This window comes from Herbiconiux flava, from assembly GCF_013409865.1.
GTDB lineage: Bacteria > Actinomycetota > Actinomycetes > Actinomycetales > Microbacteriaceae > Herbiconiux > Herbiconiux flava.
Genome location: NZ_JACCBM010000001.1, coordinates 1127616 through 1153456, shown reverse-complemented (window position 1 = coordinate 1153456; position 25841 = coordinate 1127616). Strand labels below are relative to the sequence as shown.

The window sequence follows — 25841 nt, the reverse complement described above, 5'->3', positions numbered from 1 at the left end:
GCTCAGCCGCCGGCGCTCGGAACGTCCGAGGTCGGGTCGGCGATCTCGGGGTCGAACTCGTTCAGGTGGCCGCGCACGACCTGCTCCCAGTCGGTGCCCTCGAGATTGCCGGCCGCGCCGTCGAGCAGGCGGGTCGTGTAGACGGGCTCGCCCTCCTCGCCGGCGGAGGACTTCACGACGAGGTGCCCGAGTGGCGTGCCCGCCCGGGTGATGGCCCACTCTGTCGGGCCGCCGCTGAGCGCGTAGCTCGAGCCGCGGTGCTCGATGGTGGTGTCGGTCAGTTCGAGTGCCATGCCCTCACCGTATGCCGGGCACCCGTCTGCCGCACGGGCGCGGCCGACGAGGAGCGCCGGCCGCGCATCCGCTCGCTCAGCCTTTCAGGCCCGAGGTGCTGATGCCGCTGACGAACTGCTTCTGACCGAGGAAGAACAGGATGATCATCGGCACGGTCGTGATCACCGACGCCGTGACGATGATCTCCCAGTGCCACTCGCCGCCGAAGCCGTAGGCGTCGACGAGCGACTTGAGGCCTCGCGGGATGGTGAACGTCGAGGTGTCGCGGAGGTAGATCAGACCGCGCATGAGGTCGGTCCAGGCGGCCTGCGCCTCGAACAGGAACGTGACGACGAGCGCCGGCTTGCACAGCGGCAGGGCGATGCGCCAGAACATGCCGAAGTGGCCGGCACCGTCGATGCGGGCCGCGTCGAAGTAGTCGCGCGGCACTCCGAGGAAGAACTGCCGGAGCAGGAAGATGTAGAACGCGCTGCCGAACAGGTTGCCCGCCCAGAGCGGCACGAGCGTGCCGACGGCACCGAGCGAGTTCCAGATCAGGAACGTCGGGATCATCGTGACCGCCCCGGGCAGCATCATCGACCCGAGCACGAAGGCGAACAGCACGCCGCGGCCGCGGAAGCGGTAGTACGAGAAGCCCCAGGCGACGAGAGCGCTGGAGAGTGTGACCGCGGTCGCGGCCAGCACCGTGACGAGCACCGTGTTCAGCAGCCACAGCGCCATCGGGGCCTCCTGCCAGACGGTCACGTAGTTCTCGAGGGTGAACGTCTTCGGGATGAGTGCGTTGTCGAACACCTCGCCGCGCGGCTTGAACGAGGCGCTGACGAGCCAGACGAAGGGGTAGAGGAACACCACCGACACCAGGACGAGGGCGATGCCCAGGGGCACGCCGCGCATCCGTCGCCGGTTCATCGCTCGCCCCCCTCGTAGTAGACGACCTTGCGCGAGACCACGAACTGCACGACCGTGATCGCCATGATGATCACGAACAGCAGCCAGGCCAGCGCCGAGGCGTAGCCCATGTGCAGGAACTCGAAGGCCTGCTGGAAGAGGTAGATGACGTAGAACAGCGCGGCGTCGTTGCTGTAGGTCGTGTTGCCGCCGCCGAAGAACGCCGTGTACACCTCGTCGAAGGTCTGCAGCGCGTTGATCGTGTTGATGATCACGATGAAGAACAGCGCGGGGCTGATCAGCGGCACGGTCACGCGCCAGGTGACCTGCAGGCCGTTGGCGCCGTCGAGGCGAGCGGCCTCGAGCACGTCCTCGGGCACGCTGCGCAGGGCGGCGAGCAGGATGATCACCGACGAGCCGACCGTCCAGAGGCTCATCAGGATGAGGCCGGGCTTGACCCAGGCCGGGTCGGTCGTCCAGGCCGGCCCGTCGATGCCCACGAGCCCGAGCGCGCCGTTCACCAGGCCGTTCTGGCCGTTGAAGAGCAGCAGGAAGAGCACGCCGATGGCCACGGGCGGGGTCATCTTGGGCAGGAAGAACACGGTCCTGAAGAATCCGGATGCGCGCCCGGCACGATCCAGGAGCACCGCCAGCACCAGCGAGACGATCACGTACGCGGGGATCTGCAGCACCGCGTAGAAGAGGGTGTTGCCGAGCGCGAGCGCCACCTTGGGGTCGGCGAAGAGCTGCGCGTAGTTGTCGAGGCCGACGAACGAGGGATCGTTGATGACGTCGTAGTCGGTCAGCGAGAGGTAGCCGCTGTAGATCAGGGGCCAGAGCGTGAAGACGAGGAAGCCGACGATCCAGGGCGAGAGGAAGGCGAGGGCCGCTACCAGGTTGCGGCGCCGCGCCCGCCTCAGGCTCGGGCGGATCGGGGCGGCCTTCGTCTTCGGTGCGGGACCGGCGGCGGCGCTGCCGTCGACCCCGCCTGCGTCGCGGCTCGCTCGGGGGCGGGCCGTCGTGTCACTCGCCATCCAGCGTCGCCCAGGCCTCGTCGAGCGCCTTCTGGGCCTCGTCCTGCGCCTGGGCGAGCGCCTCCTGCGGCTCCTGCTGGCCGTTCAGCACGCGGTTGACCGCGTCCTGCCAGGCCGCCTTGAACTCGGCGTCGGCCGGGTTCGCCGGCAGCGAGAAGGTGTGGTCGTTGGCCTCGTACATCGCGGTCACGCCCGAGTCCCAGGGCTCGCCGCCCGACGTGACCATCGCCCGGATCGCCTCGTCGGCCTCGACGTTCGCGGTGAGGATGCCCGTGAACGGCTTGCCCTCCTCCTGCCGGGCGGCGAGCCGGGCATCCGCCGCCGCCTGCCAGGCGTCGACGCTCGTCATCACCCGCGCCCAGCGGCAGGCCGCCGCGGTGTTCTCGCTGCCGGCCGGGATGGCCCAGGCCGAGCCGCTGGCGTAGGCGAGCGGCTGGCCCTGGCGGTCGCGCACGGTGTCGAAGACGAGCGGGGCGTCGGGCGAGACGTCGTTCAGCACGTTGAGGTACCACTGCTCCATCGGCATCGCGCCGAGGACGTTCGTGGCGAACTGGTTGCCCGAGCCGAAGAAGTCGGCCGAGTCGCGCACGGCCTTGACGGAGCTGAAGCCGCCCTGGGCGTCGTAGATGCCGACCGCCCACTCGAGCGCGTCGACGACGGCGGGGTCGTCGAGCTGGGCGGTGCGGCCGTCCTCCGAGATGAGGTCGGCGCCGTTCGCCTTGGCCCAGAGCGGCAGGAACTCCGGCAGTTTGCTGTCGTAGCCGATCACCGGCGGGTTCGCATCGGGCTTCGCGAGCGCCGCGCTGGCCGCGGTCACGGCGGCGGGGTCGCTGCCGTTCACGTCGCCGAGCGTGAGGCCGGCCGCGTTCAGGAGGTCGCTGTTGGCCATCGTGATCTGGATGCCGTTGAACTCGGGGATGCCGTAGATCTCGTCGCCGAAGGTGACCTGCGCGAGTGCCGTGTCGCGGTACTGCCCGGTGTCGATGCCCTCGCCGGCGATGCAGGCATCGAGCGGCAGCAGGGCGCCGCGGGCGGCCAGCGAGCCGATCTGGTCGCGATTGGCGTAGAGCAGCTCGGGCGGCTGGCCCGAGGCGACCGAGGAGAGGAACTGCTGGATGTCGAGGTCGCCCTCGATCAGCTCGACGTCGACGTCGCTGTCGAGCTCCTTCTCGGTGAGATCGACCCGGGCGGTGGCGACCTCGTCACCCGCGCCGAAGCCCATCACGGTGAGCTCGCCCTCCAGGGCCGCCGAGGAGTCGTAGTCGGTGTCGTCCTGCTTCGCGGTTCCGCCGGTGCCGACGGCGCAGCCGCCGAGCCCCAGTGCGATCCCCGTGACGACCGCGGTCGCGGCCCATGCCCTCCGTGCGCTGTCCATCGTCGCCCTCGTCGCTGTCGATCGCGGCACGACCTGTCGCACCGGGCTCCGGCCCTGGAACCGAGAGAAACGCTAGAACCGCTTCTCCTCTCGGCAAGGGGCTTGACACGACGCCCCCTGTTCGGGTCGGCCTCAGGCGGGGCAGTGGAGCTGGGTGCGTTCGCCCGTGCGGTCGATGGTGTGGTCGGCCATGAGGTTGCCGCAGAGGGGGCAGCGGGGGTCGGCGGGTGGCACGTAGGGCGCCTCGGGGCGGCCGATGCCGACCTGGGCCGGGCCCGTGAAGGTGAAGACGATGCGGTTGAGGCGGTTCACGAAGCCGGGTTTGCCGTCGAAGGGGTTCATCGGGTTCGGCTCGCGGGGGGCCTTCTTTCGTGCCATAACAATTAGTATACTAACGATCATGACGACCGGCACCGATCTGCTCGCCCTCGACCGGCAGCTCTGCTACGCGCTCGCCGTCGCGTCCCGCTCGGTGATCGGGGTCTACAAGCCGATCCTCGAGCCGTTGGGGCTGACCCATCCGCAGTACCTCGTGATGCTGGCGCTCTGGGAGCGGGAGCCTCGCTCGCTCGGCGATCTCGCCGCCGCGCTCCGGCTCGAGCCGGCGACGCTGTCGCCGCTCGTGAAGCGACTCGAGGCGGCGGGCCTCGTCACCCGGGCCCGGTCGGCCAGCGACGAGCGGCAGCTCGCGGTGCAGCTGACGCCGGAAGGGCGTCGCCTGCGCGATCGGGCCGAGCAGGTGCCGTCGCAGGTGGTCGAGGCGCTCGGCGTCGACGTCGAGGAGCTGCTCGAGCTGCAGGCCCGGTTGACGGCGATCATCGGGCGGATCGCGCCGGTGCCGGCCAGCGCATCCTGAACCCCGCCCGCCTGGCCGGACACGAGCGGCGGGGGTCGGCTCAGCCGCGGATGCACTCCGCGATCACGCCGAGCCCGTCGGCCACCTCGGCGAACGAGGTGCTGAGGGGCGACAGCCCGATGCGGATGCCGCCGGGCGCGCGGTAGTCGGGGAGGACGTCGCGCTGCCAGGCCCGGGCGACGACGGCCTGCGCATCCGGATGCCCGAGCGTGACGTGGCCCCCGCGCCGCGACGGGTCGCGGGGTGACGCCAGCGTGAGGCCGAGGCCGGCGAGTTCGCCGTCGAGTGCGTCGACGACCATCCCGGTCAGCGCGACCGACTTGGCCCGCACCGCCGGCATGCCCGCCCGCTCGATCAGGTCGAGCATGTCGAGCATCGGCTGCATGCCGAGGATCGAGGGCGTGCCGCTGAGCACCCGGCGGATTCCCGGCGCCGGCTCGTAGTGCTCACCCATCGCGAAGGGATCGGCCGCGCCCATCCAGCCCGTGATCGGCTGGCGCAGCTCGGGCTGCAGTCCAGCCCGCACGTAGGCGAAGGCGGGAGCGCCCGGGCCGCCGTTGAGGTACTTGTAGGTGCAGCCGACCGCGAGGTCGACGCCCCAGCGGTCGAGCTCGGTGGGCACGGAGCCGACGGAGTGGCAGACGTCCCAGAGCACGAGCGCGCCGGCGTCGTGGGCGAGGCGGGTGAGCGTCTCGACGTCGGCGAGGTGGCCCGACCGGTACGAGACGTGGCTGAGCAGCAGCAGCGCCGTGCGCTCGGTGACGAGCTCCTGGATCTGCGCGGGCTCGGGGCCGCCGTCGCGGGGCACCGGGATCCAGCGCACGGTGAGACCGCACTCGCGCGCGATGCTCTCGACGAGGAAGCGGTCGGTCGGGAAGTCGTCGTCGTCGATCGCGATCTCGTCGCGGCCGGGACGGGCGGCCACCGCGGCCCGGATGAGCTTGTAGAGCAGTACCGTCGTCGAGTCGCCGACGACGACCTGGCCGGGGGCGGCGCCGAGGGTGAGGGCGCCGATGCGGTCGCCGACCTGTTCGGGCGCGACCATCCACTGCTCGTCCCAGCCGCGGATGAGTCGGCCTCCCCAGGCGTCGAGGAGCGCCGCCATCCGCTCCTTCGTGACGGCGAAGGGGCGGCCGAGGGAGTTGCCGTCGAAGTACGCGCGCACGCCGGGGTCGGCGACGAACTCGTCGCGGAAGGGCGCGAGCGCATCGGCGGCGTCGAGCTCGGCGGCCCGCGCGGCGAGCGTGGTTCGGTCGGTCATCCCCCTATGACACATCACGCGGGCCCGGGGGTCAAAGCGGGGCAATATAGTGACGTTTGCTCACTTTCTCTTTACGATGGCCAGATGACCAGTAACTGGAAGTCCCGGTCGATGACTTTCGCAATCCTCCTACTCGGGTCTGTGGCCATGGCCCACGCAAGCCCTGCGGCGGGCCTTCCGAAATGCGACGTCGAGGAGCCTCCGCCGGCATGTTCACCCGAACCACGCCCAGTACCGACAGCTCCACCTACTCTTTCCCGCTCGATCACTCTCGACCCTCGGTTTCACAACGAGATCAACGTCGACGTCAGCACGCTGTCCCTGGACCCTCACCGCAGCGATGGAGACCCGACCGAATTCTCCGTCTATCTCACGTGCAGCGATTCGTATCAGCGCTTCGGGCCGATGATCTACGGAGTCTTTCACGCTCCCCATTGGGGTGCCCTGCTTCGCTGGACGACCGAGGTGCCGCCGAACAGTACGTCCGACAACTGCACGGTCGCTACCTACGACCAGCGCGAACTCCATGTCACGCGATCCATTGCGGTACTCAGGATCGACGGCACCACCGCGACCACAGCCAAGTGGTACATCAAGTTCGAATAGCGCTCTACCTAACGAGCCGACGGCGGCGCAGGTTCGGCGACGTGCAGATTGACCCCGATCCCGTGGGAGGACGTGAAGCGCGACCTCGGTCTCGCATGAGCCGGTATCGAGTAGAGGTTCTCCCCTCGGCGGTGAGGGAGATCAAGAAGTTGCCGCCCAAGGGCAAGCGGCGGGTGCAGGCGGCGATTGAGCTGCCGGCCGACGACCCGCGTCCTCCCGCTGCGAAGAGGCTCGTGGCGCGACCCGAGCGGCGCGTGCGCACCGGCGACTTCCGCGTGATCTACCGCATCGACGACGGCGTGCTCAGGGTCGTGGTGGTTTCGGCCCGGAACCGGCGCGACGTCTACCGCTGAAGCGCGGGGGTGGCTCAGGCGAAGTCGAGGGAGGGCTCGTCGCTGACCGCGAGGGTGAGGACGGCCTTGCCGATCAGTTCCTCGCGCTCGAGGTCGGCCTCGAGGCGGCGGAGCTGGACGGCCACGCCGTCCTCGTTCTGGTCGCCGACCAGGTCGACGGCGGCTACCAGGAAGAGCTTGCCCGGCCCCGAGAACTCGAGGTACAGCGAGGTGACGCGCTGGATCTCGGGGTGCGCGAGGAGCATCCGCCCCGTCTCGGCCCGGTACGAGCTGCTCGGCCCCGCCCCCAGCAGGTATCGCCGGTTGCGGCTGATCAGGAGCAGCGCCACCCCGCCGAGCAGCAGCCCGATCAGGATCGAGCCCACCGCGTCCCACATCGGGTCGCCCGTCGCCTGGTGCAGGCCGATGCCGCCCGCCGCGATGACGAGGCCGACAAGGGCCGCTGTGTCCTCGAAGAACACCGAGCGCAGCGTCGTGTTCGAGCCGTTCACGACGTAGTCGAAGAAGCCGCGCCCGTACTGCTTCGCGGCGCGACGCCCCTGCATCACCGACTGCGTCAGCGAGAATCCCTCGAGCACGAAGGCCACCGCGAGCACGATGTAGTTGAGGGCGTAGTCCTCGACCGCCTCGGGCTCCGCCAGGCTCTGGATGCCGTGGTAGACCGACACCACGGCGCCCACCGTGAAGATGCCGAAGGCCGCGAACAGCGAGAAGATGTAGGCGTCCCGGCCGTAGCCGAGCGGATGCGCGGGGTCCTGCTTCTTCTCGGCCCTCCGGTCGGCGATCAGCAGGAAGATCTCGTTGCCCGCATCCGCCCACGAGTGGGCCGCCTCGGCGAGCATCGACGCCGAGCCGGTGAGCGCGGCGACGACCGACTTGGCGGCGGCCACGAGGATGTTGGCGAGGAACGCGATGACGACGGTCATGCGAGCGACGTTACGCCCGCGCGGGCATCGCGGGGCCTGGTCGGGCCGGGTCGCCTGAGCGCCGGCCGGCCGCTAGGGCTTCGCCTGCAGGTACCCGGCCCCGCGCAGCATGCGGCGCAGGTCGAGCACCATCTGCTCGTCGACGTCCTTGTGCCGGGGCTTCGTGAGCACGAGGCGCTCGTCGCCGAGCTTCACGACGAACTTGCCGTCGTGCTCCTCGCGCACCTCCGCGATCTCCTCGAGCAGGCCGATCACGTCGTTCCACTCCAGGTTGTGGGTGGTGGGGTGGTGGCCGATGTTCTCGAGGGTGGTGCGGTGGTGCTGGCTGACGTGGTCGATGCCGGACATCGGTGGCCCCTTTCGGTGGTGCAGCTCGGTGGGTTCACGATGGTGAACGGATGCCCGTGGGCACGGTCATCCGCTCGCCAACCTAGCCGCGCACCGAGCGCCGGCGCCCCGTCATCTGTCGCAAGATGCCTCGACGCGGGGCGGTCGGCAAGGGGGGAGGCAGCGGGACGCGAGCCGGGTACGGTGTGCCCCATGACGAGCGAGACACGCGAGACCGCTCCGAGCGGCACCGAGGACGGCGACGGCGACACCCCGCTGCGCAAGAAGATCACGGGGCCGCTGCTGTTCCTGTTCATCCTCGGCGACGTGCTCGGGGCGGGCATCTACGCGCTGATGGGCGTGCTGGCCGGCGAGGTCGGCGGGGCGCTCTGGGCGCCGCTCGCGCTCGCGCTGATCCTGGCGCTGCTGACCGCGGGGTCGTACGCCGAGCTCGTCACGAAGTACCCGAAGGCGGGCGGCGCCGCGGTGTTCGCGCAGCGGGCGTTCAAGGCGCCGATCGTGTCGTTCCTCGTGGGCTTCTGCATGCTCGCCGCCGGGGTGACGAGCGCGGCCGGGCTCGCGATCGCCTTCGCGGGCGAGTACCTGCAGACGTTCCTGCCCGTGCCGACGATCCCCGCGGCGCTGGTGTTCCTGCTGCTCGTGGCGGCGCTCAACGCGCGCGGCATCAGCGAGTCGGTGAAGAGCAACGTCGTGATGACCGTGATCGAGGTCTCGGGGCTCGTGATCGTGGTGGTCGTCGTGGGCCTCATGCTCGGCGGCGGGGGCGGCGACGTCTCGCGCGTCGGGCAGTTCCCCACCGACGCCTCGCCGGCGCTCGCGGTGCTCGGCGGCGCCATCGTGGCCTACTACTCCTTCGTCGGCTTCGAGACCTCGGCGAACGTGGCCGAGGAGGTGCGCCGACCCTCGAAGGTCTACCCGAAGGCGCTGTTCGGGGCGCTGCTGACGGCCGGGGTGGTCTACATCCTGGTCGGGCTCGCCTCGTCGATCGCGCTGCCGGCCGACGAGCTCGGCGAGTCGTCGGGGCCGCTGCTGGCGGTCGTGGCCGCGAGCGGTGTGCCGATCCCCGACTGGCTGTTCAGCCTGATCGCGCTGATCGCGGTGGCCAACGGGGCGCTGCTCACGATGATCATGACGAGCCGGCTGAGCTACGGCATGGCCACCGAGGGCCTGCTGCCGAGCCCGCTCGCGAAGGTGCTGCCGAAGCGGCGCACCCCGTGGGTCGCGATCATCTGCACCACGATCGTGGCGATGCTGCTGACGCTCGTCGGCGACCTCGCGACGCTCGCCTCGGCGGTCGTGCTGCTGCTGCTGTTCTCGTTCATCAGCACGAACGTGGCGGTGCTGGTGCTGCGGCGGGACAAGGTCTCGCACGAGCACTTCCGGGTCTGGACGTTCGTGCCGGTGCTCGGCGTGCTCTCGTGCATCCTGCTGCTGACCCAGCAGGAGCCGATCGTCTGGGCCTTCGGGGGCGGGTTCCTGGTGCTGGGCGTGGTGCTCCACTTCGCCACCGTGCTCGGTCGACGGATGCGCGACCGCCGCCGCGCCTGACGGCACCCGCCCGGCCTCCTCAGGAGAGCCCGGCGAGAGGCCGCGCGGTTCGCAGGAAGGCCCGGCGCACCCTCGCGGAGTCGTCGAGGTAGCTGCCGATCAGCACCCCGTCGCGCAGGATGCCGAGGGCGTCGGCCGTCTCGGCCGGTTCGGGCCGGCCGGCGTCGCTCAGATAGCGCGCGAGCGACTCCTTGAACCAGGCCCGATGGTCGGCCACGACCCGGCGCACGGCGCTGTCGGCGTCGGGGAACTCCGCGGCGGCGTTGATGAAGGGGCAGCCCCGCTGATGGTGACGCGTCGCATCGTCGGCGATGCCCTCCAGCGCGGATTCCAGCATGTGCTCGGGTGACACCGCCTGCGCCTCGCCCTGCGCGAAGACCGCCCGGAGCAGTTCGTCCTCGCGCTGCAGGTAGGCCACGACGAGCGCCTCCTTACCGGGAAAGTGCCGATACAGGGTGGCCCGCGTGACACCGGCCGCCCGCACGATCTGGTCGATGCCCACCGAGTTGATGCCCTCGCGGTAGAACAGCCCGGCGGCCACCTCGAGCAGATGCTCGCGAGGCGGAAGTGAGTCGCGGGTGCGTGCAGGCATGCCCGTGATCATACACAAGAACGAACGGTATATCTACCGATGAAATTGTTCTAAACCAGGTTGACAGGAGCCGGACCGAGTGCTTTCTTTAACCAAGAACGACCGATCGTTCTACTTACCGAAAGGCATTCCATGTCACTCCATCGCTCGCGGCGCTCCCACCGGGGACTCGCCGCCGCTGTCACCGCAGTCGCCGCGCTGACCGGCCTCGCCGCCGCTTCGGCCGTCCCTGCCGCGGCAGCCGAGATCGCCGCTCGTCCCTCCGCCAAGCCGACGATCGTGCTGGTGCACGGCGCCTGGGCGGATTCCTCGAGCTTCGCCCCGGTCACCGCCCGCCTGCAGAAGGACGGCTTCACGGTGCTGTCCGCGCCGAACCCGTTGCGCGGCCTCGCCGCCGACGCCGGAACCGTCGCCGCGTTCGTGAACCAGGCCACCACCGGACCGGTCGTTCTCGTCGGCCACTCCTACGGTGGCGCGGTGATCACCAACGCCGCGGCTCAGACCCCCAGCGTCACCGCGCTCGCCTACATCGACGCGTTCGCACCCGATCAGGGCGAGACGATCGTGCAGCTCGCGGGGGCGGTACCCGGTTCGGCCCTCGCTGCCGACCCGAGTGAGGTGTTCGACGCGGTGCAGGATCCGAACCTGCCCGCGGGGAACCCCGACCTCTACGTCAAGCGGTCTGGCTTCGCGGCGGCGTTCGCCGCGCACCTCGACCGACACGACGCCGCTGTCCTCGCGGCCTCACAGCGGCCGATCGCCGGTGGCGCCCTCCAGGAGCCGTCCGGTGCCCCGGCGTGGAAGACGCTGCCCAGCTTCTTCCTGATCGGTACCGAGGACCGGGTCATCCCGGCCGACGGCCAGCGCGCCATGGCGTCGCGCGCCGGCGGAACCGTGGTCGAGGTCAAGGCCGACCACCTCTCGATGCTCGAGAAGCCCGCCGACGTGGCGAAGCTGATCGAACGGGCGGCGGGCAAGTGATGACGATCTCGCCTCCCCCGTTCGACCCCGAACTGAAGGTCGTGCTCGACGTCGTCAACCAGTCCATCAGTCCGACGCTGCTGCCGGAGCATCTCGAGGCGCTCCGCGGTCCGGGTTTCACGAAGACGCTCGATCAGCTGCTCGCCGAGCGCGATCTCGAGCACCGTGAGACCATCGTGCCGGGGCCAGACGGCGCACCCGAGCTCCTTGTCTCGGTGTTCAGCCGCCCGGGCCACACCACCGGTCCCGGATTCTTCTTCACCCACGTGGGCGGGATGATCTTCGGCGACCGCTTCGTGGGCGTCGAGCCGGTGCTGGACTACGTCGATCAGTTCGATGCCGTGGTCGTGACCGTCGAGTACCGGTTGGCCCCCGAGCATCCGGCACCCGCCGCTCTCGAGGACAGCTACACCGCGTTGCGCTGGACGGCCGCGCACGCCGCCGAGCTCGGCATCGACCCCGAGCGGCTGTTCACCATCGGCGGCAGCGCCGGGGGCGGGCTCACGGCGGGCATCACCCTGATGGCCAGGGACCGCGGCGGGCCAGTCCTCGCCGGCCAGGTGATCATGTACGGGATGCTCGACGAGCGGAACGACTCGGTGTCCGCGCGGCAGATCGACGGCGTCGGCATCTGGGACCGAACGAGCAACGAGACGGGCTGGGACTTCCTCCTCGGCGACCGCCGGCACGGTGGGTCGCTGACTCCCTACGAGTCCCCGGCGAGCGCCGACAGTCTCGCCGGGCTGCCGCCGACGTACATCGAGGTGGGGTCCGCCGAGGTGTTCCGGGACGAGGACGTGGCCTACGCGAGCGCCATCTGGGCCGCGGGCGGTGACGCCGAGCTGCACGTCTGGCCGGGCGGCTACCACCTGTTCGAGCTGCTCGCGCCCGACGCCGAACTGTCCCGGGCGGCTCGGCGCACCCGCGGCGAGTGGGTGCGGCGGCGTCTCGCGCTGCGACGAAGGGGGCCGGATGCGGCGGCGATCGCGTCCGGCTCCTGCACGCGCCGGCTGACGCGGGGGCGGCCGCGGTCTGCCGCCGGGCGCGGTCTTGATCGGCGGTGGGCGCGCGGGTACAGTCGAACGACTCCGCGCCCGCCCACCCCGCGCGGCCGGAGCGCCCGGCACACGACGCCGGGCATGAAGGAGCAGTGCGCGATGAGCGGATCATCCACGGCGACGCCGCCACGACTGGCCGGCGTCTTCGACCTCTTCACCATCGGTCTCGGGCCCTCGAGCTCGCACACGGTCGGGCCGATGCGCGCGGCGAACGCCTTCGCCAACTCCCTCTCCCCCGCTGTGCTGGACGCCACCGCCGAGGTGCGGGTGACGCTCTTCGGGTCGCTGGCGGCGACCGGGTCGGGACACGGCACCTTCGGCGCGATCCAGCTCGGGCTCGAGGGGCTGCGGCCCGAGACGACGCTGCCGTCGGAGGCCGAGGAGCGGCTCACCGCGATCGGCACCTCGGGGGTCGTGCGGCTCGCCGGGCAGTTCGCGGTGCGGTGCGCCGTGGCCGACTTCGTGCTGCGGCCGCTGACGATCGCGCCGCGGCATCCGAACGCGCTCACGCTCTCGGCCGTCGATGCGGCGGGCGCGGGGCTCGTCACCGAGACGTACTACTCGGTCGGCGGCGGGTTCGTGCTGCGCGAGGGCGACGACGAGGGCGCGATCGGGCGGGACGAGCATCCGGTGCCCCTGCCCTTCGCCACGGGCGACGAGCTGCTCGCGCGCTGCGACGAGACGGCACTGTCGATCGCCGAGGTCGTGCGGCGGAACGAGCTCGCCACGCGCCCGGCCACGGCCCTCGACGACGGCCTGGTCGCGATCGAGCAGGCGATGGACGCGTGCTGGCGGAACGCCCTCACGCGCACCGGCGTGCTGCCGGGCGGGCTGAACGTGCGGCGGCGGGCCGGGGTGCTGCACGCGCACCTCGACGTGGTCGACCCCGAGCGGCGGCCCGAGTTCTGGCAGGAGCGGGTGAACCTCGTGGCCCTCGCGGTGAACGAGGAGAACGCCTCGGGCGGGCGGGTCGTGACGGCGCCGACGAACGGGGCGGCGGGCATCATCCCGGCGGTGCTGTACTACGCGCTGCACTACACGCCGCGTTCGCTGGTTCAGGATGCGCACCGCGGCATCGTGACGGAGTTCCTGTTGACGGCGGCGGCCGTCGGGGCGCTCTACAAGAGCAACGCCTCGATCTCGGGTGCCGAGGTCGGCTGCCAGGGCGAGGTCGGATCGGCGTCGTCGATGGCGGCGGCCGGGCTCGCTGCGGTGCTCGGCGGAACCCCGCGCCAGGTCGAGAACGCGGCCGAGATCGCGATGGAGCACAACCTCGGCCTCACCTGCGACCCGATCGGCGGGCTCGTGCAGGTGCCGTGCATCGAGCGCAACGCCCTCGCCGCCGCGAAGGCCGTGAACGCGGCGAAGATGGCGCTCTGGGGCGACGGCACGCACCACGTCTCGCTCGACCAGGTGATCGCGACGATGCGCGAGACCGGCGCCGACATGTCGAGCAAGTACAAGGAGACGGCGCGCGGGGGGCTCGCGGTGAACGTCCCCAACTGCTGAGGGTGCTGCTGAGGGTGCTGCTGCGCGTGCCGCTCGGGCTGCTGCGGGTATCGCCGCCGGGCCCTGCCCCGGTCGGGGGCGCGCGTCCGGGGCCGGCTGCTCCCTAGGCTGACGCCATGGCCCTCCCCACCACGCCCGTCGACCGCCGCACCGTGCTCGCCGGAGCCGCGTGGTCGGTGCCGGTCATCGCCGTCGCCGTCGGCGCCCCCGCGGCCGCCGCCAGCACGACGATCACGGTCGACTTCGCTGCCGCCTACATCGAGCTCCCGGACGAGACCGCTGTGCTGGCCGTGATCGCGATCACGAACTCGGGTGCGGCGGTGACCGCCGACTCGGCGACGATCACCCTGACGGGGTACACCCCGTCGACGGGCCTCACGGCGGGCGTCGTCACGATGGCTTTCGACGACGACCTGACCGACACCGTACCGGTGGGCGGCGACAGCAATGACGTGGTCCCCTTGAGCAATCCCGCCTTCGTGCGCGGTTCGCTCCCGGGCGACGAACCGCTCGTCCTCGTCGCCCCCGGTCTGGCCCTTCCGCAGGGCACCGTGTACGTCGGCGTCGCCGTCTCCTGGGCGGCCGACAACCCCGAGATCGACGGGTTCGTGATCGCGGGCAGCTTCGAGATCACGCTGCCGGGTGAGAACTCGCTCTCCTTCAGCGACCAGCTGGAGCCGAGGCGCGTCGAGTAGGCGGCGATGTCAACCCCCACTCCGTCGATCGCCTTCGGGCCGACGGTGGACGCACCGAGGGCAGGAGGGACGACATGCGCGAGCGCGAGGCCGAGGCGCGCGGCACCGACCGGGCGGGCTGGCCGATGCTGGGCGCGTTCGTCGAGACGGCGGTCGACTACTGCCTGGTGCTGACGTTCGCGCTGTCCGACGTGCTGCCGGCCGGGCGCGTGGAGGCCGTCGTGCTGGGGGTCGACGCGCTGCGCGACGGGGCGGGCCGCCGGGTGACCCTCTACGCGGTGTTCGAGCCGCAGTCCGTGAACGTGTTCAGCCGCTGCGGCGACCTCGAGCGGCGGCACGACGACGCCGAGGTCACCTACCCCGACGGCCCCGTCTGCGTCACGCTCGACCTCGCCGAGCCCGCCCTCTGCCTCGACTCCCAGCCCGAGGTGCGCGGCTTCGCGGTCATCGACGGCGTCATCCGCCAGGAGCACGCACCCGTCACCCTGCTCCCCGCCTGACCCGTACGCTCCGGACGGGTTTCCGGCCCTCCGCCGCCAAAGTGGTCGCCGTGGTGCCGATTATTCGTCCGGAGCGTACGGCGCCCGATTACTCCGGTGACCCCGTGCTCGTCGTCGCGTCGAAGGGGCCGTGCACGTCGGTGATCGTCACGTCGACGGCGATCGGATGCTCGTGCAGCTGCCCGACCGCGTGCGCGATCTGGGTGCGGGCCGTCTCCGCGACCTCGGTGACGTTCGCCGGGTACTCGACCACGAGCGACACCGAGATCGCGAGACCGTCGTCACGCTGGGAGATCACGACGCCGGGGTTGGAGCCCGACCCGAAGGCCGAGCGGCGCACCGAGTCGACGGCCCGCCCGAAGGGGGTGCCGAGCCGGTGCACGCCGCTCACGCCGAGGGCGGTGTCGGCGACGGTGCGCGCCAGGATCTCGGCGGGATCGGGCTCGACCCCGGCCGGCGCGGGCACCTGGCTCAGATCGATCGGCTCGACGTGCCGACCCGCGGCGGTCGGCGAGGTCACGCGACGCGGCTCTCGGCGGCGTCGTCGCCCTCGTCGTCGGAGGGGATGTGCACGTCGGAGACCGTCACGTTGACCTCGGCGATCTCCATGCCGACGACGGTGGTGATCGCGCGGCTGACGCTCTCGCGGATGTCGTCGGCGAGCTTCTGCAGGTCGACGGGGTACTCGGCGACGACGGTGATGTCGGCGGCGACCTGGCGCTCGCCGACCTCGACCTTGACGCCCTGGCCGCGGTCCTGCGCGTTGATCGCGTTGCGGATGGCGCCGATGGCCCGAGCGGCCCCGCCACCCAGGTCGTGCACGCCGCGGACCTCGCGCGCGGCGATGCCGGCGACCTTCTCGACCACGCCGTCGGCGATGGTGTTGCTGCCCTTCGAGGCGGTGGTGGAGTGCTTGGCGGTGGTGGTGTCGGTCATGATCTCTCCTTGGGTGGGGGCCTCCCGGGTGGAGGCTCCGAAGCGGGTCTTCACCAGTGAGACGTGATCAGGATCGAGGAGCGCACACGCACCCAGGCAGCATTCAGAGAGGATGCGCCACCGGGCTCAGCGCCGCAGTGCGGGCTCAGTAGCGGATGGCGTCGATGACCTTGACGCGCACCGCGACGAGCGCCGGCAGGATGCCCGCCAGCGCCCCCACGGCCGACGCCGCCACGAGCCCCAGCACCGCCGCGTCGACGGGGAACGGCGGGAAGTCGGTGACGAGCCCCTGACCGACGAGGTCGTGCACCATCGGGCTCTGCACGATCAGGATGGCCGCGGCCACCCCGACGGCGCCCGCGGCGATCGTCGCGACGACGCTCTCCATCATCACCGCGAAGAACACCCGCCCGGCGGTCGCGCCGAAGCTGCGACGGATGCCGATCTCCCGCACCCGCTGCTTCACCGTCACGAGGGCGATGTTCACGAGTCCGAGCGCCCCGAGCAGCAGCACCAGCAGGGCGATGCCGCCCACGATCATCTGCGTGACGAGGAAGGGGTCGTCGCCGTACTGCGCGGCGTCCTGCCGCTGCACGTCGACGGTCGCCCCGTCTCCGACCGCCGCCGCGAGGTCGCGCTTCACCGCCGCGGCGAGCGCCTCCCAGTCACCGGTCGGCACCCACAGCTCGTACTGCACCGACGACCCGGCGAAGGGGTCCGTCGCGGCGCCGGCCCCGGCATCCGCCTGCTGGAAGGCCGCGAGCTGGTCGGCGAGCATGAACATCGCCGGCTCGGTCTCCCAGTCGGCCGAGGGGTAGACCCCGACGATCACCGCCGTCGTACCCTCGTCGCCGCCGAGCGAGAGCAGTGGATGCGCGTCGAGCGCCGGCTGCCCGAGGGAGTCCCAGAAGACCGAGTTGACGATGACGCGGGGCGCGAGCTGCTCGTCGTCGTCCGCGCTGAACCAGGACCCCTCCGAGATGCGCACCCGGTGCATCTCGCCGTAGGGCTGGTCGACGGCCTGGGTGCCGACCGAGAGCACCCCGTTCGGCGAGTCGACGGGCACGGAGGCGTTCACCACGCGGCTGGCGTAATCGATGCCGTAGCGCGAGACGGTCTCCGTCCACGCCGTCTGGAGCGTCTCCGCGTCGACCTGCCCGCCGTCGTCGCGGTAGGCCGAGACGTACAGCGTCGCCGGCCGTCCGCTCTGCCGCTCGCTCAGCTCGGCGGTCGACTGCTGCAGGATGCCGCCGAGCGCGACGACGGTGGTGAGCGAGCAGACGGCCACGGCGACGCCGATCAGCGAGAGCAGCACGCGGGTGCGGTGGATGCGCAGCTCCTGCCACGCCTCGAGCACGGCCCCGAGCAGGCCGGTCAGCAGGCGGCTCATGCGGCCCCGGCCCCGGCGTCAGCCCCGGCAACGGCCTCAGCCCCGGCCCCGGCGGCAGAACTCGCATTCGCACCAACACCGGCCCCCACCCGCGTCAGCACCCCGTGATCGAGCCGGTAGTGGTCCCGCGACCGCTCGGCGATCGCCGGGTCGTGCGTGATCACCACGAGCGCCGCATTCGTGCGCGCGGCGACCTCGTCGATCAGCTCCATCACGCTCTGCCCCGTGTCGAGGTCGAGCGCCCCGGTCGGCTCGTCGGCCAGGATCAGCCGCGGCCCGCGCACGAGCGAGCGCGCGATCGCGACCCGCTGCTGCTCTCCGCCCGAGAGCCGGTCGGGCAGGCTCTCGAGGCGGTGCCCGAGCCCCACCTCCTCGAGCATCTCGGCCGCGATGGCCCGCCGCCGCCAGAACTGCCGCCCCTCGGCGTAGAGCAGCGGCATGATCACGTTCTCGAGCGCGGTGCGCCCCGGCAGCAGGTTGAACTGCTGGAAGACGAAGCCGATCTCGCGCCCGCGCACCCGGTCGCGCTCGCCCGAGGAGTAGTCCTTCACGGGCCGCCCGGCGAACTCGAGCACGCCGCTGGTGGGGGTGTCGAGCAGGCCGAGCAGGTTCAGCAGCGTCGACTTGCCCGAACCCGACCGGCCGACGACCGAGATGCGGTCGTCCTCCTCCACGTCGAGGTCGACGCCGTTCAGGATGGTCAGCGCCGGCTGGTCGGGAGGCAGCACCGTGCGCGTCACCGACGCGAGGTGCAGCAGGGTCACGAGACCGGTCCGCAGACGCCGCTGCCGTCGGGCAGCGTGGTGCAGCCCTCCATGCCGTCGGCGGGCACGGCCGAGGCGCCGGGGGCGAACTGCAGCACGGTGTCGCCCTCGGCGAGCCCGCCGGTGATCTCCACCGTGCTGCCGTCGCTGAGGCCGAGTCCGACGGCCCGCTCCTCGTTCGCTCCGTCGGCGGTGACGACCCAGACGGCGCCGGTCTGGGCGGCTCCGCGCACGGCCGTGGTCGGCACGACGAGCACGTTCTCGGCCTTCCCGCCCGCGATGGTCAGCTGAGCGGCGAGCCCCGGGAACACCGTCACGCCGTCGGGCACCGGGCAGCTCACGGTGGTGGTGCTCCCGGATGCTCCACCCCCGCCTGCGCCTCCCCCGCCGTCGGTCGCGCCACCCGTGACGCCCCCGCCGCTCCCGCCCGAGCCGCCCTCCGACGCCCCCGCCAGCGGCGTGCGGATGCTGAGCCCCGTGCAGGTGAACGGAGCCGGCCCGCCGGTGATCGCCACCGACGCCTCGGTCGGCTGACTCACCAGGCGGTACTGCTGCGCGGGCTGCAGCGAGCCCGACACCGAGAAGGTCGGCGGCGCCATCTGCCCGGCGGCCTCGCCGATCGTGACCGTCTGCCCGGGGATCACGCCGAGCGAGCTGAGCGTGCCCGTGATGGGCGCGAGCACCTGCTCGTAGCGGAAGATCGCCGGCAGCGGCTTGCCCTCGGCGTCGACGGTCTCGCCGGGGTCGCGCTCGATCTCGACCTTCACGTCGAACACCACGTCACCGGCCGCGATCGAGGCACCGACCGCGGCGAACACCTCGTCGACGGCGCCCGCGGCGGTCGACTTGACCGGCACCGCCGGGTCGGCCGAGACGGTCGCGTCGAGCACGACGTCGTTCGTGATCGTGCCCCGCGCGACGGCGACCGTCGGCTCGACCAGCGCGCCCGTGGGCACCGCCGGGTCGGCCTCGGCCGGCTTGTCCGGGAAGAACGCCAGCTTGCCCAGAGCCACTGCGATCACCGCGATCAGAATGATCCGGATGACCGGGAAGACCCATCTCCTCGCCACACCCACGTCGTACCTTCCTGTCCCCCGCATCGAATCCTAGGGGGTTTGCAATCGGACCGACGACTCACGTAGTTTGGTTAGGCAATCCTAATGCGCCGTCACAGCAGCGCAGCTCCGCACCCTCCTGCATCCCACCGAAAGGCACCTCCATGCCCCGCGTCACGCGCTTCGCCGCCCTCACCACGGCGGCCCTGCTCACCGCCTCGCTCGCCGCCTGCTCGTCGCCCTCGTCGGCCGGCACCGACGCCTCGTCGACCGACGGCGCCTTCGAGCCGATCACCATCGAGCACGCCCTCGGCACCACCGTGATCGAGACGCAGCCCGAGCGCGTGGCCACCGTCAACTGGGCGAACCACGAGGTGCCGCTCGCCCTCGGGGTGGTGCCCGTCGGCATGGCCGCCGCCAACTTCGGCGACGACGACGGCGACGGCCTGCTGCCCTGGGTCGAGGAGAAGCTGACCGAGCTCGGCGCCGAGACCCCCGTGCTCTTCGACGAGACCGACGGCATCGACTTCGAGGCCGTCGCCGACACCGACCCCGACGTGATCCTCGCCGCCTACTCCGGGCTCACGCAGGAGGACTACGACACGCTGAGCGAGATCGCCCCCGTCGTGGCCTACCCCGAGACCGCCTGGGGCACCCCGTGGCGCGAGATGATCGAGCTGAACAGCGAGGCCATCGGCAAGAAGGCCGAGGGCGAGGAGCTCATCGCCGACCTCGAGACCCAGATATCCGACGCCGCAGCGGAGTACCCGCAGCTCGAAGGCACCTCGGCCGCCTTCCTCACCCACGTCGACACCGCCGACCTCAGCGAGGTCAGCTTCTACACGACCCACGACACCCGGGCGATGTTCTTCGACGACCTCGGCCTGACCACCCCCGAGAGCATCGCCACTGCTTCGGCCACGACCGACCTCTTCGCCCTCACCCAGAGCGCCGAGCAGGCCGACGCGTTCACCGACATCGACATCATCGTCACGTACGGCGGCGACGAGCTGCTGACCGCGCTCGAGGCCGACCCGCTGCTGTCGCAGATGCCCGCGGTGGCGAACAAGGCGATCGTCGCCCTGCCCGGCACCACCCCGCTCGGCACCGCCGCGAACCCCACGCCGCTGTCGATCTCGTGGGTGCTCGACGACTACCTGGCACTGCTCGCCGAGGCCGCCGACAAGGCGTGACCTCGACCGCCGTCGCACCCGCCGCCTCGGGAGCCGCCGCCGTGCGGCGCCCGAGGCGGCTGCGTGCGCTCTGGCTGCTGATCGCGGCGGCGGTGCTCGTGGCGCTCGCGGCGGCGAGCGTCGCCGTGGGGTCGCGCGAAGTCGGCTGGGACGACATCGTCGCGGCCCTCGGCGGCGCCACCGACGGCTTCGACCGGGCCGCGGTCGCGACGCGCATCCCCCGCACCCTGCTCGCCGTGCTGGCGGGGGCCGCCCTGGCCGTGTCGGGGGCCGTGATGCAGGGCGTCACGCGCAACCCGCTGGCCGACCCGGGCATCCTGGGCGTGAACATGGGCGCGTCGCTCGCCGTGGTGACCGGCATCGCCTTCTTCGGCCTGGCGAGCGCCTCGGCGCAGATCTGGGTGGCCATCGCCGGCGCCGCGATCGCCGCCGTCTTCGTCTACGTGGTGGGCTCGCTCGGCCGCGGCGGGGCGACCCCGCTGAAACTCGCGCTCGCGGGCGCCGCCACCTCCGCGGCCCTCGTGTCGTTCACCAGCGCCATCGTGCTGCCGCGCGGCGACATCTCCGACAGCGTGCGCTCGTGGCAGATCGGGGGCGTCGGCGGGGCGACCGCGGCGAGCATCCAGCAGGTGCTGCCGTTCGTGATATCGGGCTTCGTGATCTGCCTGCTCTCGGCGCGCGGCCTCAACTCCCTCGCCCTCGGCGACGAGCTCGCGGCCGGCCTCGGCGAGCGCGTGGCCCTGGCCCGGGGCGGAGCGGCCCTCGGCGCGGTCGTGCTCTGCGGCGCCGTCACCGCGATCGCCGGGCCGATCGGCTTCGTCGGCCTCGTCGTGCCGCACGCCTGCCGGCTCCTGGTCGGCGTCGACCACCGCTGGCTGCTGCCGTTCTCGGCCGTCGTGGGCGCGTGCCTGCTGACCGCCGCCGACATCCTCGGCCGCGTCGTCGCGCGCCCCGCCGAGATCGACGTGGGCATCATCACCGCGCTCGTGGGGGCGCCCTTCTTCATCGCGATCGTGCGCCGGCAGAAGGTGAAGAGCCTGTGACGCTGCTCGACCGCGCCCCGACGGCGACGACGGATGCGGTGCAGCACGGCCGCGCCACGAGAGCCCGCCGCCGCCGCACCGTGATCGTGCTGCTCGCCCTGCTCATCGCCGTGATGGCCGCCGTCAGCCTGATGGCCGGCCGCACCTTCTACCCGCCCGCCGACGTGCTCGGCGTCATCCTGGGGCAGGACGTTCCGGGCGCCTCGTTCACCGTCGGACGCCTCCGGCTGCCACGCACGGCCCTCGCCGTGCTGGCGGGGCTGTCGTTCGGCCTCGGCGGGGTCGCCTTCCAGACCATGCTGCGGAACCCGCTCGCGAGTCCCGACATCATCGGAATCAGCTCGGGCGCGAGCGCCGCCGCCGCCTTCGCGATCGTCACCCTCTCGCTCGGCGCCACCGAGGTCTCGGTCTTCGCCATCGTCGTCGGGCTCGCCGTCGCGCTGCTGATCTACCTGCTCTCGTACCGCAGCGGGGTCGCCGGCACCCGGCTCATCCTGATCGGCATCGGCGTGGCCGCGATGCTCGACAGCGTCACCGCCTACGTGCTCTCGCAGGCCGCGCAGTGGGACCTGCAGGAGGCCATGCGCTGGCTCACCGGCAGCCTGAACGGCACCAGCTGGCCGCAGGTGCTGCCCGTGCTCGCCGCGGTCGTGCTGCTCTCCCCCGTGCTGCTCGGCCAGGGCCGCAACCTCGCCGTCACGCAGCTCGGCGACGACGCCGCCTCGGCGCTCGGCGTTCGCGTCGACCGCACGAGGCTCATCGTCATCGTCGCCGCCGTGGGCCTGATCGCCTTCGCCACGGCCGCCGCGGGGCCCATCGCGTTCGTCGCGTTCCTCTCCGGCCCGATCGCCGCGCGGCTGGTGGGGCCGGGCGGCTCCCTGCTCGTGCCCGCGGCGCTCGTGGGCGCACTGCTCGTGGTGGTCGCCGACTTCGTGGGCCAGTTCGCGTTCGGCACGCGCTACCCCGTCGGCGTCGTCACGGGAGTGCTCGGCGCCCCGTATCTCGTCTATCTGATCATCCGCTCGAACCGCTCAGGAGGCTCGCTGTGACCCGTGGCCACACCCTCGTCGCCGCCGACCTCACCCTCGGCTACGGCGACCGCACCGTCGTGGACGGCCTCGACCTGGCCGTGCCGCCCGGCGCGGTGACCGCCATCGTGGGCGCCAACGCCTGCGGCAAGTCGACGCTGCTGCGCTCGATGTCGCGGCTGCTCGCCCCGAAGGGCGGCCAGGTGCTGCTCGACGGCAAGCAGGTGCATCGGATGCCCGCCAAGGAGCTCGCGCGCACCCTCGGTCTCCTACCGCAGTCGCCCATCGCGCCCGAGGGCATCACGGTCTCCGACCTCGTGGGCCGCGGGCGGCACCCGCACCAGAGCCTGTTCGCCCGCTGGAACGCCGCCGACGACGCCGCGGTCGCCGCCGCCCTGGAGGCCACCGAGACCGTCGCGCTCGCCGACCGTCCCGTCGACGAGCTCTCGGGCGGCCAGCGCCAGCGGGTCTGGATCGCGATGGCGCTCGCGCAGCAGACCGACCTGCTGCTGCTGGACGAGCCGACGACCTTCCTCGACGTCAGCCACCAGATCGACGTGCTCGACCTGCTCACCGACCTCAACCGCACGCGCGGCACGACGATCGTGATGGTGCTGCACGACCTGAACCTGGCCGCGCGCTACGCCGACCACCTGGTGGCGCTCGCCGACGGACGGGTGCACGCCGCGGGCACCCCTGCCGAGGTGCTCACCGAGGACGTCGTGCGCACCGTCTTCGGGCTCGAGAACCGGATCATCGCCGACCCCACCTCGGGGAAGCCGCTGATGCTGCCGCTCGGGCGGCACCACGTGGTGGCCGACCGCTCCCCCGCCTGAGGCCGGCGCTCCGACTGTTAGCGTGAGGACGGTGACCGCCGAACGCCCGCGCCCGACGTCCCTCGCCCGCCGGGCCCGCCTCGGTGCGGCCGTGCTGTTCTTCACGAACGGCGCGATCTTCGCGAACCTGCTGCCGCGCTACCCGGAGCTGGTCGAGCAGCTCGACCTCAGCAAGACCTCGTTCGGCCTCGCCGTCGCGGCCTTCCCCGTGGGCGCCCTGCTCGCCGGGCTGAGCGCGGGCGCCCTGGTGCGGCGGTTCCGCTCCTCGCGGGTGGCGGTGGTGGCGACCATCCTGTCGGCCGTCGGCATCCTGGTCGCGGGCTCCGGCTCGTCGTGGGCGGTGCTCGCGGGCGGACTGTTCGTCGCCGGGGCGATGGACTCGATCACCGACGTGGCGCAGAACTCCCATGCCCTGCGGGTGCAGCGGCTCTACGGGCGCTCGATCCTGAACTCCTTCCACGCCATCTGGAGCATCGGCGCCGTCTCGGGCGGCGTGCTGGGCGCGGCCGCCGCGCAGTTCGCGGTGCCGATCCCGCTGCACCTGGCACTGAGCGGGGTGCTGTTCTCGGTGGCGGCCCTCGTCGCCTACCGACTGCTGCTGCCCGGCCCGGAGCCGCTCGAGGTCGTGGAGCCGGCGGCATCCGTCACCCCCGCTGCGGTGCGCGCCCGGGTCGGCGCGCTCGCGAAGTACGGGGTGCTGCTCGCGCTGGTGGTGATCGCCTCGGTGGGCGCCGTCGTCGAGGACTCGGGCGCCTCGTGGTCGGCGCTCTATCTCTCGGGCTCGCTCGGCACCTCGGCCTTCCTCGCAGGGCTCGGCTTCGTCGCCCTGCAGGGCATGCAGTTCGTGGGCCGGATGCTCGGCGACGGCCTCGTCGACCGGTTCGGCCAGCGCGCGGTGGCTAGGGCCGGCGGCGCGATCGTGCTGGTCGGGATGGGGCTCGCGCTGGCCTTCCCGACCGTCTGGGGCACGATCGCGGGGTTCGGGCTCGCGGGACTCGGGGTGTCCACGCTCATCCCCGCCGCCATGCAGGCGGCCGACGAGCTGCCGGGGTTCCGCCCCGGCACGGGGCTGACGATCGTCAGCTGGCTGCTGCGGGTGGGCTTCCTCGTCTCCCCGCCGATCGTCGGGGCGGTGGCGGACGCCACGAGCCTGCGGGTGGGCCTGCTGATCGTGCCGATCGCCGGGCTGCTGGCTCTGGTGTTCGCGGGCGTGCTCTCGACACGGCGGCGGGTTCCCGGGGCCGCCTAGCGTGCCGGCTCTCCGCCTGCACCGCCCCCGTTTTGGGGCGCGTCGGCATCCGGAGGCCGGGGCCGCCGCGGCCCTAGGCTCGGCGACGACCACGCACGACAACGAGGAGATCGCCATGACGACCGGCAGCCCGGCAACCTACCCGCACCAGACCCAGGGCGGCGAGCCGCCGCTCGACCAGCCCTACTACGGGGCGCCGTTCGGCGTCGCCGCGAAGCGCTTCTTCCAGAAGTACGCGACCTTCTCGGGGCGGGCCAGCCGCAGCGAGTACTGGTGGTGGGCGCTCGTCGTGTTCATCGTCAGCGCCGTGCTCAATATCGCCTCGTTCGCCGCCGGCGGCGCGGGCATGGCCATGAGCGGCGAGACCACCATGTCGGCCGGCGCCACCGTGGTCTCCGTGATCGCCGGCATCTGGGCGCTCGCCACGATCATCCCGACGCTCGCGCTCGCGTGGCGCCGGCTGCACGACACGAACCGCAGCGGCGCGTGGTACCTGCTGATCCTCATCCCGATCGTGGGTGCGATCATCCTGCTCGTGTTCTTCGTGTCGGCCTCCGACCCGGCCGGCCGGCGCTTCGACCGCTAGGCGGGGCTGCGCTCGCACCCAGGAACATCGGAAGGGCCGGCATCGAGCCGGCCCTTCGTCGTCGCGGGGCTACTTCGCGAGGAAGCCGAGCAGCGCCTCGTTGACCTCGGCCGCGTGCGTCCAGAGCAGGCCGTGCGGGGCGCCCTCGATCTCGACGTAGTCGGCGTTCGGCAGGGCCTTCGCGAAGAGGCGGCCGGTGGCGTCGATGGGCAGGATGCGGTCACCGGTGCCGTGCAGGATGAGCGCCGGCACGTCGATCTTCGCGATGTCGGCGCGGAAGTCGGTGAACCAGGTCAGCGGGGCGGCGGCCGCGGCGAAGAAGCCGCTGCCGGCGGCGGTGTTCCAGCTGGCGCGCACGACCTCCTCGGAGATGCGGCTGCCAAGGTTCTCGTCGAGGTTGTAGAAGTCCTGGTAGAAGCCGGTGAAGTAGGCATAGCGGTCGGCCTTCACGGCGTCGACGATGCCTTCGAAGAACTCCAGCGGGGCGGCGCCGTCGGGGTTGTCGTCGGTCTTCAACAGGTAGGGCTCGAGCGATGCGAGGAACGCGGCCTTCGCCACGCGGCCGGAACCGTAGCGGCCGAGGTAGCGGCCCACCTCGCCGGTGCCCATCGAGAACCCGACGAGCACCGCATCCGTCACGTCGAGGGTCTCGAGCACCGTGTTGAGGTCGCTCGCGAAGGTGTCGTAGTCGTAGCCGGTGGTCGGCTGGCTCGACTGCCCGAAGCCGCGGCGGTCGTAGGTGATGACGCGGTAGCCGGCGTCGAGCAGCGCGGCCGACTGCTTCTCCCAGGAGTGGCCGTCGAGCGGGAAGCCGTGGATCAGGACGACCGGCTGGCCCGTGCCGTGGTCTTCGTAGTACAGCTCGACCGAGTCGGTGTTCTCGGTGCCGACGGTGATGTAGCCCATGGTGTGTGCCTTTCCTTCCGACAGTGAGAAC

General features: G+C 71.7%; 29 protein-coding genes and 1 pseudogene. 15 read left to right on the top strand and 15 right to left on the bottom strand.

Annotation, left to right across the window (positions count from 1 at the left end):
• Positions 1-2: 2 nt before the first annotated feature.
• The 5 genes from BJ984_RS05440 to BJ984_RS05420 form a co-directional block, all read right to left on the bottom strand.
• The gene (locus BJ984_RS05440) at positions 3-293 is read right to left on the bottom strand and encodes a hypothetical protein (RefSeq protein ID WP_179547168.1); all 291 of its coding nucleotides are present in this window, start codon (positions 291-293) and stop codon (positions 3-5) included.
• Positions 294-369: 76 nt separating this feature from the next.
• Positions 370-1203: a carbohydrate ABC transporter permease gene (locus BJ984_RS05435; RefSeq protein WP_179547167.1), complete on the bottom strand. Its 834-nt coding sequence runs from the start codon at positions 1201-1203 to the stop codon at positions 370-372.
• Entirely contained in the window at positions 1200-2216 is a 1017-nt protein-coding gene (locus BJ984_RS05430; RefSeq protein WP_179547166.1) for a carbohydrate ABC transporter permease, read from the bottom strand. The genes BJ984_RS05435 and BJ984_RS05430 overlap by 4 nt, the downstream gene beginning before the upstream one ends.
• Positions 2206-3591 carry an ABC transporter substrate-binding protein gene (locus BJ984_RS05425; protein ID WP_179547165.1) on the bottom strand — a complete coding sequence of 462 codons (1386 nt, stop codon included), beginning with the start codon at positions 3589-3591 and terminating at the stop codon, positions 2206-2208. Before BJ984_RS05425 ends, BJ984_RS05430 begins: the two co-directional genes overlap by 11 nt.
• Positions 3592-3723: 132 nt before the next feature.
• The gene (locus BJ984_RS05420) at positions 3724-3969 is read right to left on the bottom strand and encodes a hypothetical protein (RefSeq protein WP_173183037.1); all 246 of its coding nucleotides are present in this window, start codon (positions 3967-3969) and stop codon (positions 3724-3726) included.
• Between the two features lie 22 nt (positions 3970-3991).
• Between BJ984_RS05420 and BJ984_RS05415 the strand changes: the two genes are divergently transcribed.
• Positions 3992-4447: a MarR family winged helix-turn-helix transcriptional regulator gene (locus tag BJ984_RS05415; RefSeq protein ID WP_179547164.1), complete on the top strand. Its 456-nt coding sequence runs from the start codon at positions 3992-3994 to the stop codon at positions 4445-4447.
• 40 nt (positions 4448-4487) lie between these two features.
• On the opposite strand, the gene BJ984_RS05410 is transcribed toward BJ984_RS05415, so the two are convergent.
• On the bottom strand, positions 4488-5708 hold the full coding sequence (locus BJ984_RS05410) for a kynureninase (RefSeq protein ID WP_179547163.1): 1221 nt from the start codon (positions 5706-5708) through the stop codon (positions 4488-4490).
• A gap of 84 nt (positions 5709-5792) precedes the next feature.
• On the opposite strand from BJ984_RS05410, the gene BJ984_RS05405 reads away from it, so the two are divergent.
• Both BJ984_RS05405 and BJ984_RS05400 read left to right on the top strand, forming a co-directional pair.
• Positions 5793-6314 carry a hypothetical protein gene (locus tag BJ984_RS05405; RefSeq protein ID WP_179547162.1) on the top strand — a complete coding sequence of 174 codons (522 nt, stop codon included), beginning with the start codon at positions 5793-5795 and terminating at the stop codon, positions 6312-6314.
• A 95-nt stretch (positions 6315-6409) separates the two neighbouring features.
• Positions 6410-6667 (top strand): type II toxin-antitoxin system RelE family toxin, encoded by a 258-nt coding sequence (locus BJ984_RS05400; protein ID WP_179549327.1) that lies wholly within the window; start codon positions 6410-6412, stop codon positions 6665-6667.
• A gap of 14 nt (positions 6668-6681) precedes the next feature.
• Here the strand turns inward: BJ984_RS05400 and BJ984_RS05395 are convergent, their stop codons facing one another.
• Together BJ984_RS05395 and BJ984_RS05390 are read right to left on the bottom strand one after the other, a co-directional pair.
• Positions 6682-7593, bottom strand: coding sequence for a cation diffusion facilitator family transporter (locus BJ984_RS05395; RefSeq protein WP_179547161.1), 912 nt, complete (start codon positions 7591-7593; stop codon positions 6682-6684).
• 72 nt (positions 7594-7665) lie between these two features.
• Positions 7666-7941: a type II toxin-antitoxin system HicA family toxin gene (locus tag BJ984_RS05390; RefSeq protein WP_179547160.1), complete on the bottom strand. Its 276-nt coding sequence runs from the start codon at positions 7939-7941 to the stop codon at positions 7666-7668.
• Positions 7942-8133: 192 nt separating this feature from the next.
• Here BJ984_RS05390 and BJ984_RS05385 point away from each other — a divergent pair, with 192 nt between their 5' ends.
• Entirely contained in the window at positions 8134-9489 is a 1356-nt protein-coding gene (locus BJ984_RS05385) for an APC family permease (RefSeq protein ID WP_179547159.1), read from the top strand.
• 19 nt (positions 9490-9508) lie between these two features.
• On the opposite strand, the gene BJ984_RS05380 is transcribed toward BJ984_RS05385, so the two are convergent.
• Entirely contained in the window at positions 9509-10081 is a 573-nt protein-coding gene (locus tag BJ984_RS05380) for a TetR/AcrR family transcriptional regulator (protein WP_179547158.1), read from the bottom strand.
• A gap of 132 nt (positions 10082-10213) precedes the next feature.
• On the opposite strand from BJ984_RS05380, the gene BJ984_RS05375 reads away from it, so the two are divergent.
• From BJ984_RS05375 to BJ984_RS05360, 5 genes and pseudogenes are all read left to right on the top strand, one after another.
• Positions 10214-11062: an alpha/beta fold hydrolase gene (locus BJ984_RS05375; protein ID WP_179547157.1), complete on the top strand. Its 849-nt coding sequence runs from the start codon at positions 10214-10216 to the stop codon at positions 11060-11062.
• Positions 11062-11928: pseudogene (locus tag BJ984_RS18895) on the top strand (alpha/beta hydrolase); the annotation flags it as partial. The gene BJ984_RS05375 and the pseudogene BJ984_RS18895, both read left to right, overlap by 1 nt.
• 291 nt (positions 11929-12219) lie before the next feature.
• Positions 12220-13629, top strand: coding sequence for an L-serine ammonia-lyase (locus BJ984_RS18570; RefSeq protein WP_246306600.1), 1410 nt, complete (start codon positions 12220-12222; stop codon positions 13627-13629).
• A 116-nt stretch (positions 13630-13745) separates the two neighbouring features.
• Positions 13746-14324: a hypothetical protein gene (locus tag BJ984_RS05365; protein WP_179547155.1), complete on the top strand. Its 579-nt coding sequence runs from the start codon at positions 13746-13748 to the stop codon at positions 14322-14324.
• Between the two features lie 74 nt (positions 14325-14398).
• A complete protein-coding gene (locus BJ984_RS05360) occupies positions 14399-14824 on the top strand; it encodes a hypothetical protein (RefSeq protein ID WP_179547154.1) in 426 nt (141 codons plus the stop codon).
• Between the two features lie 88 nt (positions 14825-14912).
• On the opposite strand, the gene BJ984_RS05355 is transcribed toward BJ984_RS05360, so the two are convergent.
• The 5 genes from BJ984_RS05355 to BJ984_RS05335 form a co-directional block, all read right to left on the bottom strand.
• Positions 14913-15344, bottom strand: coding sequence for an Asp23/Gls24 family envelope stress response protein (locus BJ984_RS05355; protein WP_179547153.1), 432 nt, complete (start codon positions 15342-15344; stop codon positions 14913-14915).
• Complete coding sequence (locus tag BJ984_RS05350) at positions 15341-15760, bottom strand: Asp23/Gls24 family envelope stress response protein (RefSeq protein WP_179547152.1); 420 nt, start codon at positions 15758-15760, stop codon at positions 15341-15343. Before BJ984_RS05350 ends, BJ984_RS05355 begins: the two co-directional genes overlap by 4 nt.
• A 145-nt stretch (positions 15761-15905) precedes the next feature.
• On the bottom strand, positions 15906-17150 hold the full coding sequence (locus BJ984_RS05345) for an ABC transporter permease (RefSeq protein WP_179547151.1): 1245 nt from the start codon (positions 17148-17150) through the stop codon (positions 15906-15908).
• Positions 17147-17914: an ABC transporter ATP-binding protein gene (locus BJ984_RS05340; RefSeq protein WP_179547150.1), complete on the bottom strand. Its 768-nt coding sequence runs from the start codon at positions 17912-17914 to the stop codon at positions 17147-17149. The genes BJ984_RS05345 and BJ984_RS05340 overlap by 4 nt, the downstream gene beginning before the upstream one ends.
• Entirely contained in the window at positions 17911-18984 is a 1074-nt protein-coding gene (locus BJ984_RS05335; RefSeq protein WP_271206411.1) for a permuted SH3 domain-containing protein, read from the bottom strand. Before BJ984_RS05335 ends, BJ984_RS05340 begins: the two co-directional genes overlap by 4 nt.
• Positions 18985-19133: 149 nt before the next feature.
• On the opposite strand from BJ984_RS05335, the gene BJ984_RS05330 reads away from it, so the two are divergent.
• The 6 genes from BJ984_RS05330 to BJ984_RS05305 all read left to right on the top strand — a co-directional run bounded on the left by BJ984_RS05330 (position 19134) and on the right by BJ984_RS05305 (position 24904).
• A complete protein-coding gene (locus tag BJ984_RS05330) occupies positions 19134-20162 on the top strand; it encodes an iron-siderophore ABC transporter substrate-binding protein (RefSeq protein ID WP_179547149.1) in 1029 nt (342 codons plus the stop codon).
• Complete coding sequence (locus BJ984_RS05325; protein WP_271206410.1) at positions 20159-21205, top strand: FecCD family ABC transporter permease; 1047 nt, start codon at positions 20159-20161, stop codon at positions 21203-21205. Before BJ984_RS05330 ends, BJ984_RS05325 begins: the two co-directional genes overlap by 4 nt.
• Positions 21202-22254: a FecCD family ABC transporter permease gene (locus BJ984_RS05320; RefSeq protein ID WP_373877388.1), complete on the top strand. Its 1053-nt coding sequence runs from the start codon at positions 21202-21204 to the stop codon at positions 22252-22254. The genes BJ984_RS05325 and BJ984_RS05320 overlap by 4 nt, the downstream gene beginning before the upstream one ends.
• The gene (locus BJ984_RS05315) at positions 22251-23069 is read left to right on the top strand and encodes an ABC transporter ATP-binding protein (protein ID WP_179547148.1); all 819 of its coding nucleotides are present in this window, start codon (positions 22251-22253) and stop codon (positions 23067-23069) included. The genes BJ984_RS05320 and BJ984_RS05315 overlap by 4 nt, the downstream gene beginning before the upstream one ends.
• Before the next feature lie 31 nt (positions 23070-23100).
• Positions 23101-24318, top strand: coding sequence for an MFS transporter (locus tag BJ984_RS05310; RefSeq protein WP_271206409.1), 1218 nt, complete (start codon positions 23101-23103; stop codon positions 24316-24318).
• Between the two features lie 115 nt (positions 24319-24433).
• A complete protein-coding gene (locus BJ984_RS05305) occupies positions 24434-24904 on the top strand; it encodes a DUF805 domain-containing protein (RefSeq protein ID WP_179547147.1) in 471 nt (156 codons plus the stop codon).
• 69 nt (positions 24905-24973) lie between these two features.
• On the opposite strand, the gene BJ984_RS05300 is transcribed toward BJ984_RS05305, so the two are convergent.
• A complete protein-coding gene (locus tag BJ984_RS05300) occupies positions 24974-25810 on the bottom strand; it encodes an alpha/beta fold hydrolase (protein WP_179547146.1) in 837 nt (278 codons plus the stop codon).
• Positions 25811-25841 lie beyond the last annotated feature (31 nt).

Coding starts and splice junctions, on each gene's coding strand:
- BJ984_RS05440 (WP_179547168.1), bottom strand. CDS start 293: ATGGCACTCGAACTGACCGACACCACCATCGAGCACCGCGGCTCGAGC.
- BJ984_RS05435 (WP_179547167.1), bottom strand. CDS start 1,203: ATGAACCGGCGACGGATGCGCGGCGTGCCCCTGGGCATCGCCCTCGTC.
- BJ984_RS05430 (WP_179547166.1), bottom strand. CDS start 2,216: ATGGCGAGTGACACGACGGCCCGCCCCCGAGCGAGCCGCGACGCAGGC.
- BJ984_RS05425 (WP_179547165.1), bottom strand. CDS start 3,591: ATGGACAGCGCACGGAGGGCATGGGCCGCGACCGCGGTCGTCACGGGG.
- BJ984_RS05420 (WP_173183037.1), bottom strand. CDS start 3,969: ATGGCACGAAAGAAGGCCCCCCGCGAGCCGAACCCGATGAACCCCTTC.
- BJ984_RS05415 (WP_179547164.1), top strand. CDS start 3,992: ATGACGACCGGCACCGATCTGCTCGCCCTCGACCGGCAGCTCTGCTAC.
- BJ984_RS05410 (WP_179547163.1), bottom strand. CDS start 5,708: ATGACCGACCGAACCACGCTCGCCGCGCGGGCCGCCGAGCTCGACGCC.
- BJ984_RS05405 (WP_179547162.1), top strand. CDS start 5,793: ATGACCAGTAACTGGAAGTCCCGGTCGATGACTTTCGCAATCCTCCTA.
- BJ984_RS05400 (WP_179549327.1), top strand. CDS start 6,410: ATGAGCCGGTATCGAGTAGAGGTTCTCCCCTCGGCGGTGAGGGAGATC.
- BJ984_RS05395 (WP_179547161.1), bottom strand. CDS start 7,593: ATGACCGTCGTCATCGCGTTCCTCGCCAACATCCTCGTGGCCGCCGCC.
- BJ984_RS05390 (WP_179547160.1), bottom strand. CDS start 7,941: ATGTCCGGCATCGACCACGTCAGCCAGCACCACCGCACCACCCTCGAG.
- BJ984_RS05385 (WP_179547159.1), top strand. CDS start 8,134: ATGACGAGCGAGACACGCGAGACCGCTCCGAGCGGCACCGAGGACGGC.
- BJ984_RS05380 (WP_179547158.1), bottom strand. CDS start 10,081: ATGCCTGCACGCACCCGCGACTCACTTCCGCCTCGCGAGCATCTGCTC.
- BJ984_RS05375 (WP_179547157.1), top strand. CDS start 10,214: ATGTCACTCCATCGCTCGCGGCGCTCCCACCGGGGACTCGCCGCCGCT.
- BJ984_RS18570 (WP_246306600.1), top strand. CDS start 12,220: ATGAGCGGATCATCCACGGCGACGCCGCCACGACTGGCCGGCGTCTTC.
- BJ984_RS05365 (WP_179547155.1), top strand. CDS start 13,746: ATGGCCCTCCCCACCACGCCCGTCGACCGCCGCACCGTGCTCGCCGGA.
- BJ984_RS05360 (WP_179547154.1), top strand. CDS start 14,399: ATGCGCGAGCGCGAGGCCGAGGCGCGCGGCACCGACCGGGCGGGCTGG.
- BJ984_RS05350 (WP_179547152.1), bottom strand. CDS start 15,760: ATGACCGACACCACCACCGCCAAGCACTCCACCACCGCCTCGAAGGGC.
- BJ984_RS05345 (WP_179547151.1), bottom strand. CDS start 17,150: ATGAGCCGCCTGCTGACCGGCCTGCTCGGGGCCGTGCTCGAGGCGTGG.
- BJ984_RS05330 (WP_179547149.1), top strand. CDS start 19,134: ATGCCCCGCGTCACGCGCTTCGCCGCCCTCACCACGGCGGCCCTGCTC.
- BJ984_RS05305 (WP_179547147.1), top strand. CDS start 24,434: ATGACGACCGGCAGCCCGGCAACCTACCCGCACCAGACCCAGGGCGGC.
- BJ984_RS05300 (WP_179547146.1), bottom strand. CDS start 25,810: ATGGGCTACATCACCGTCGGCACCGAGAACACCGACTCGGTCGAGCTG.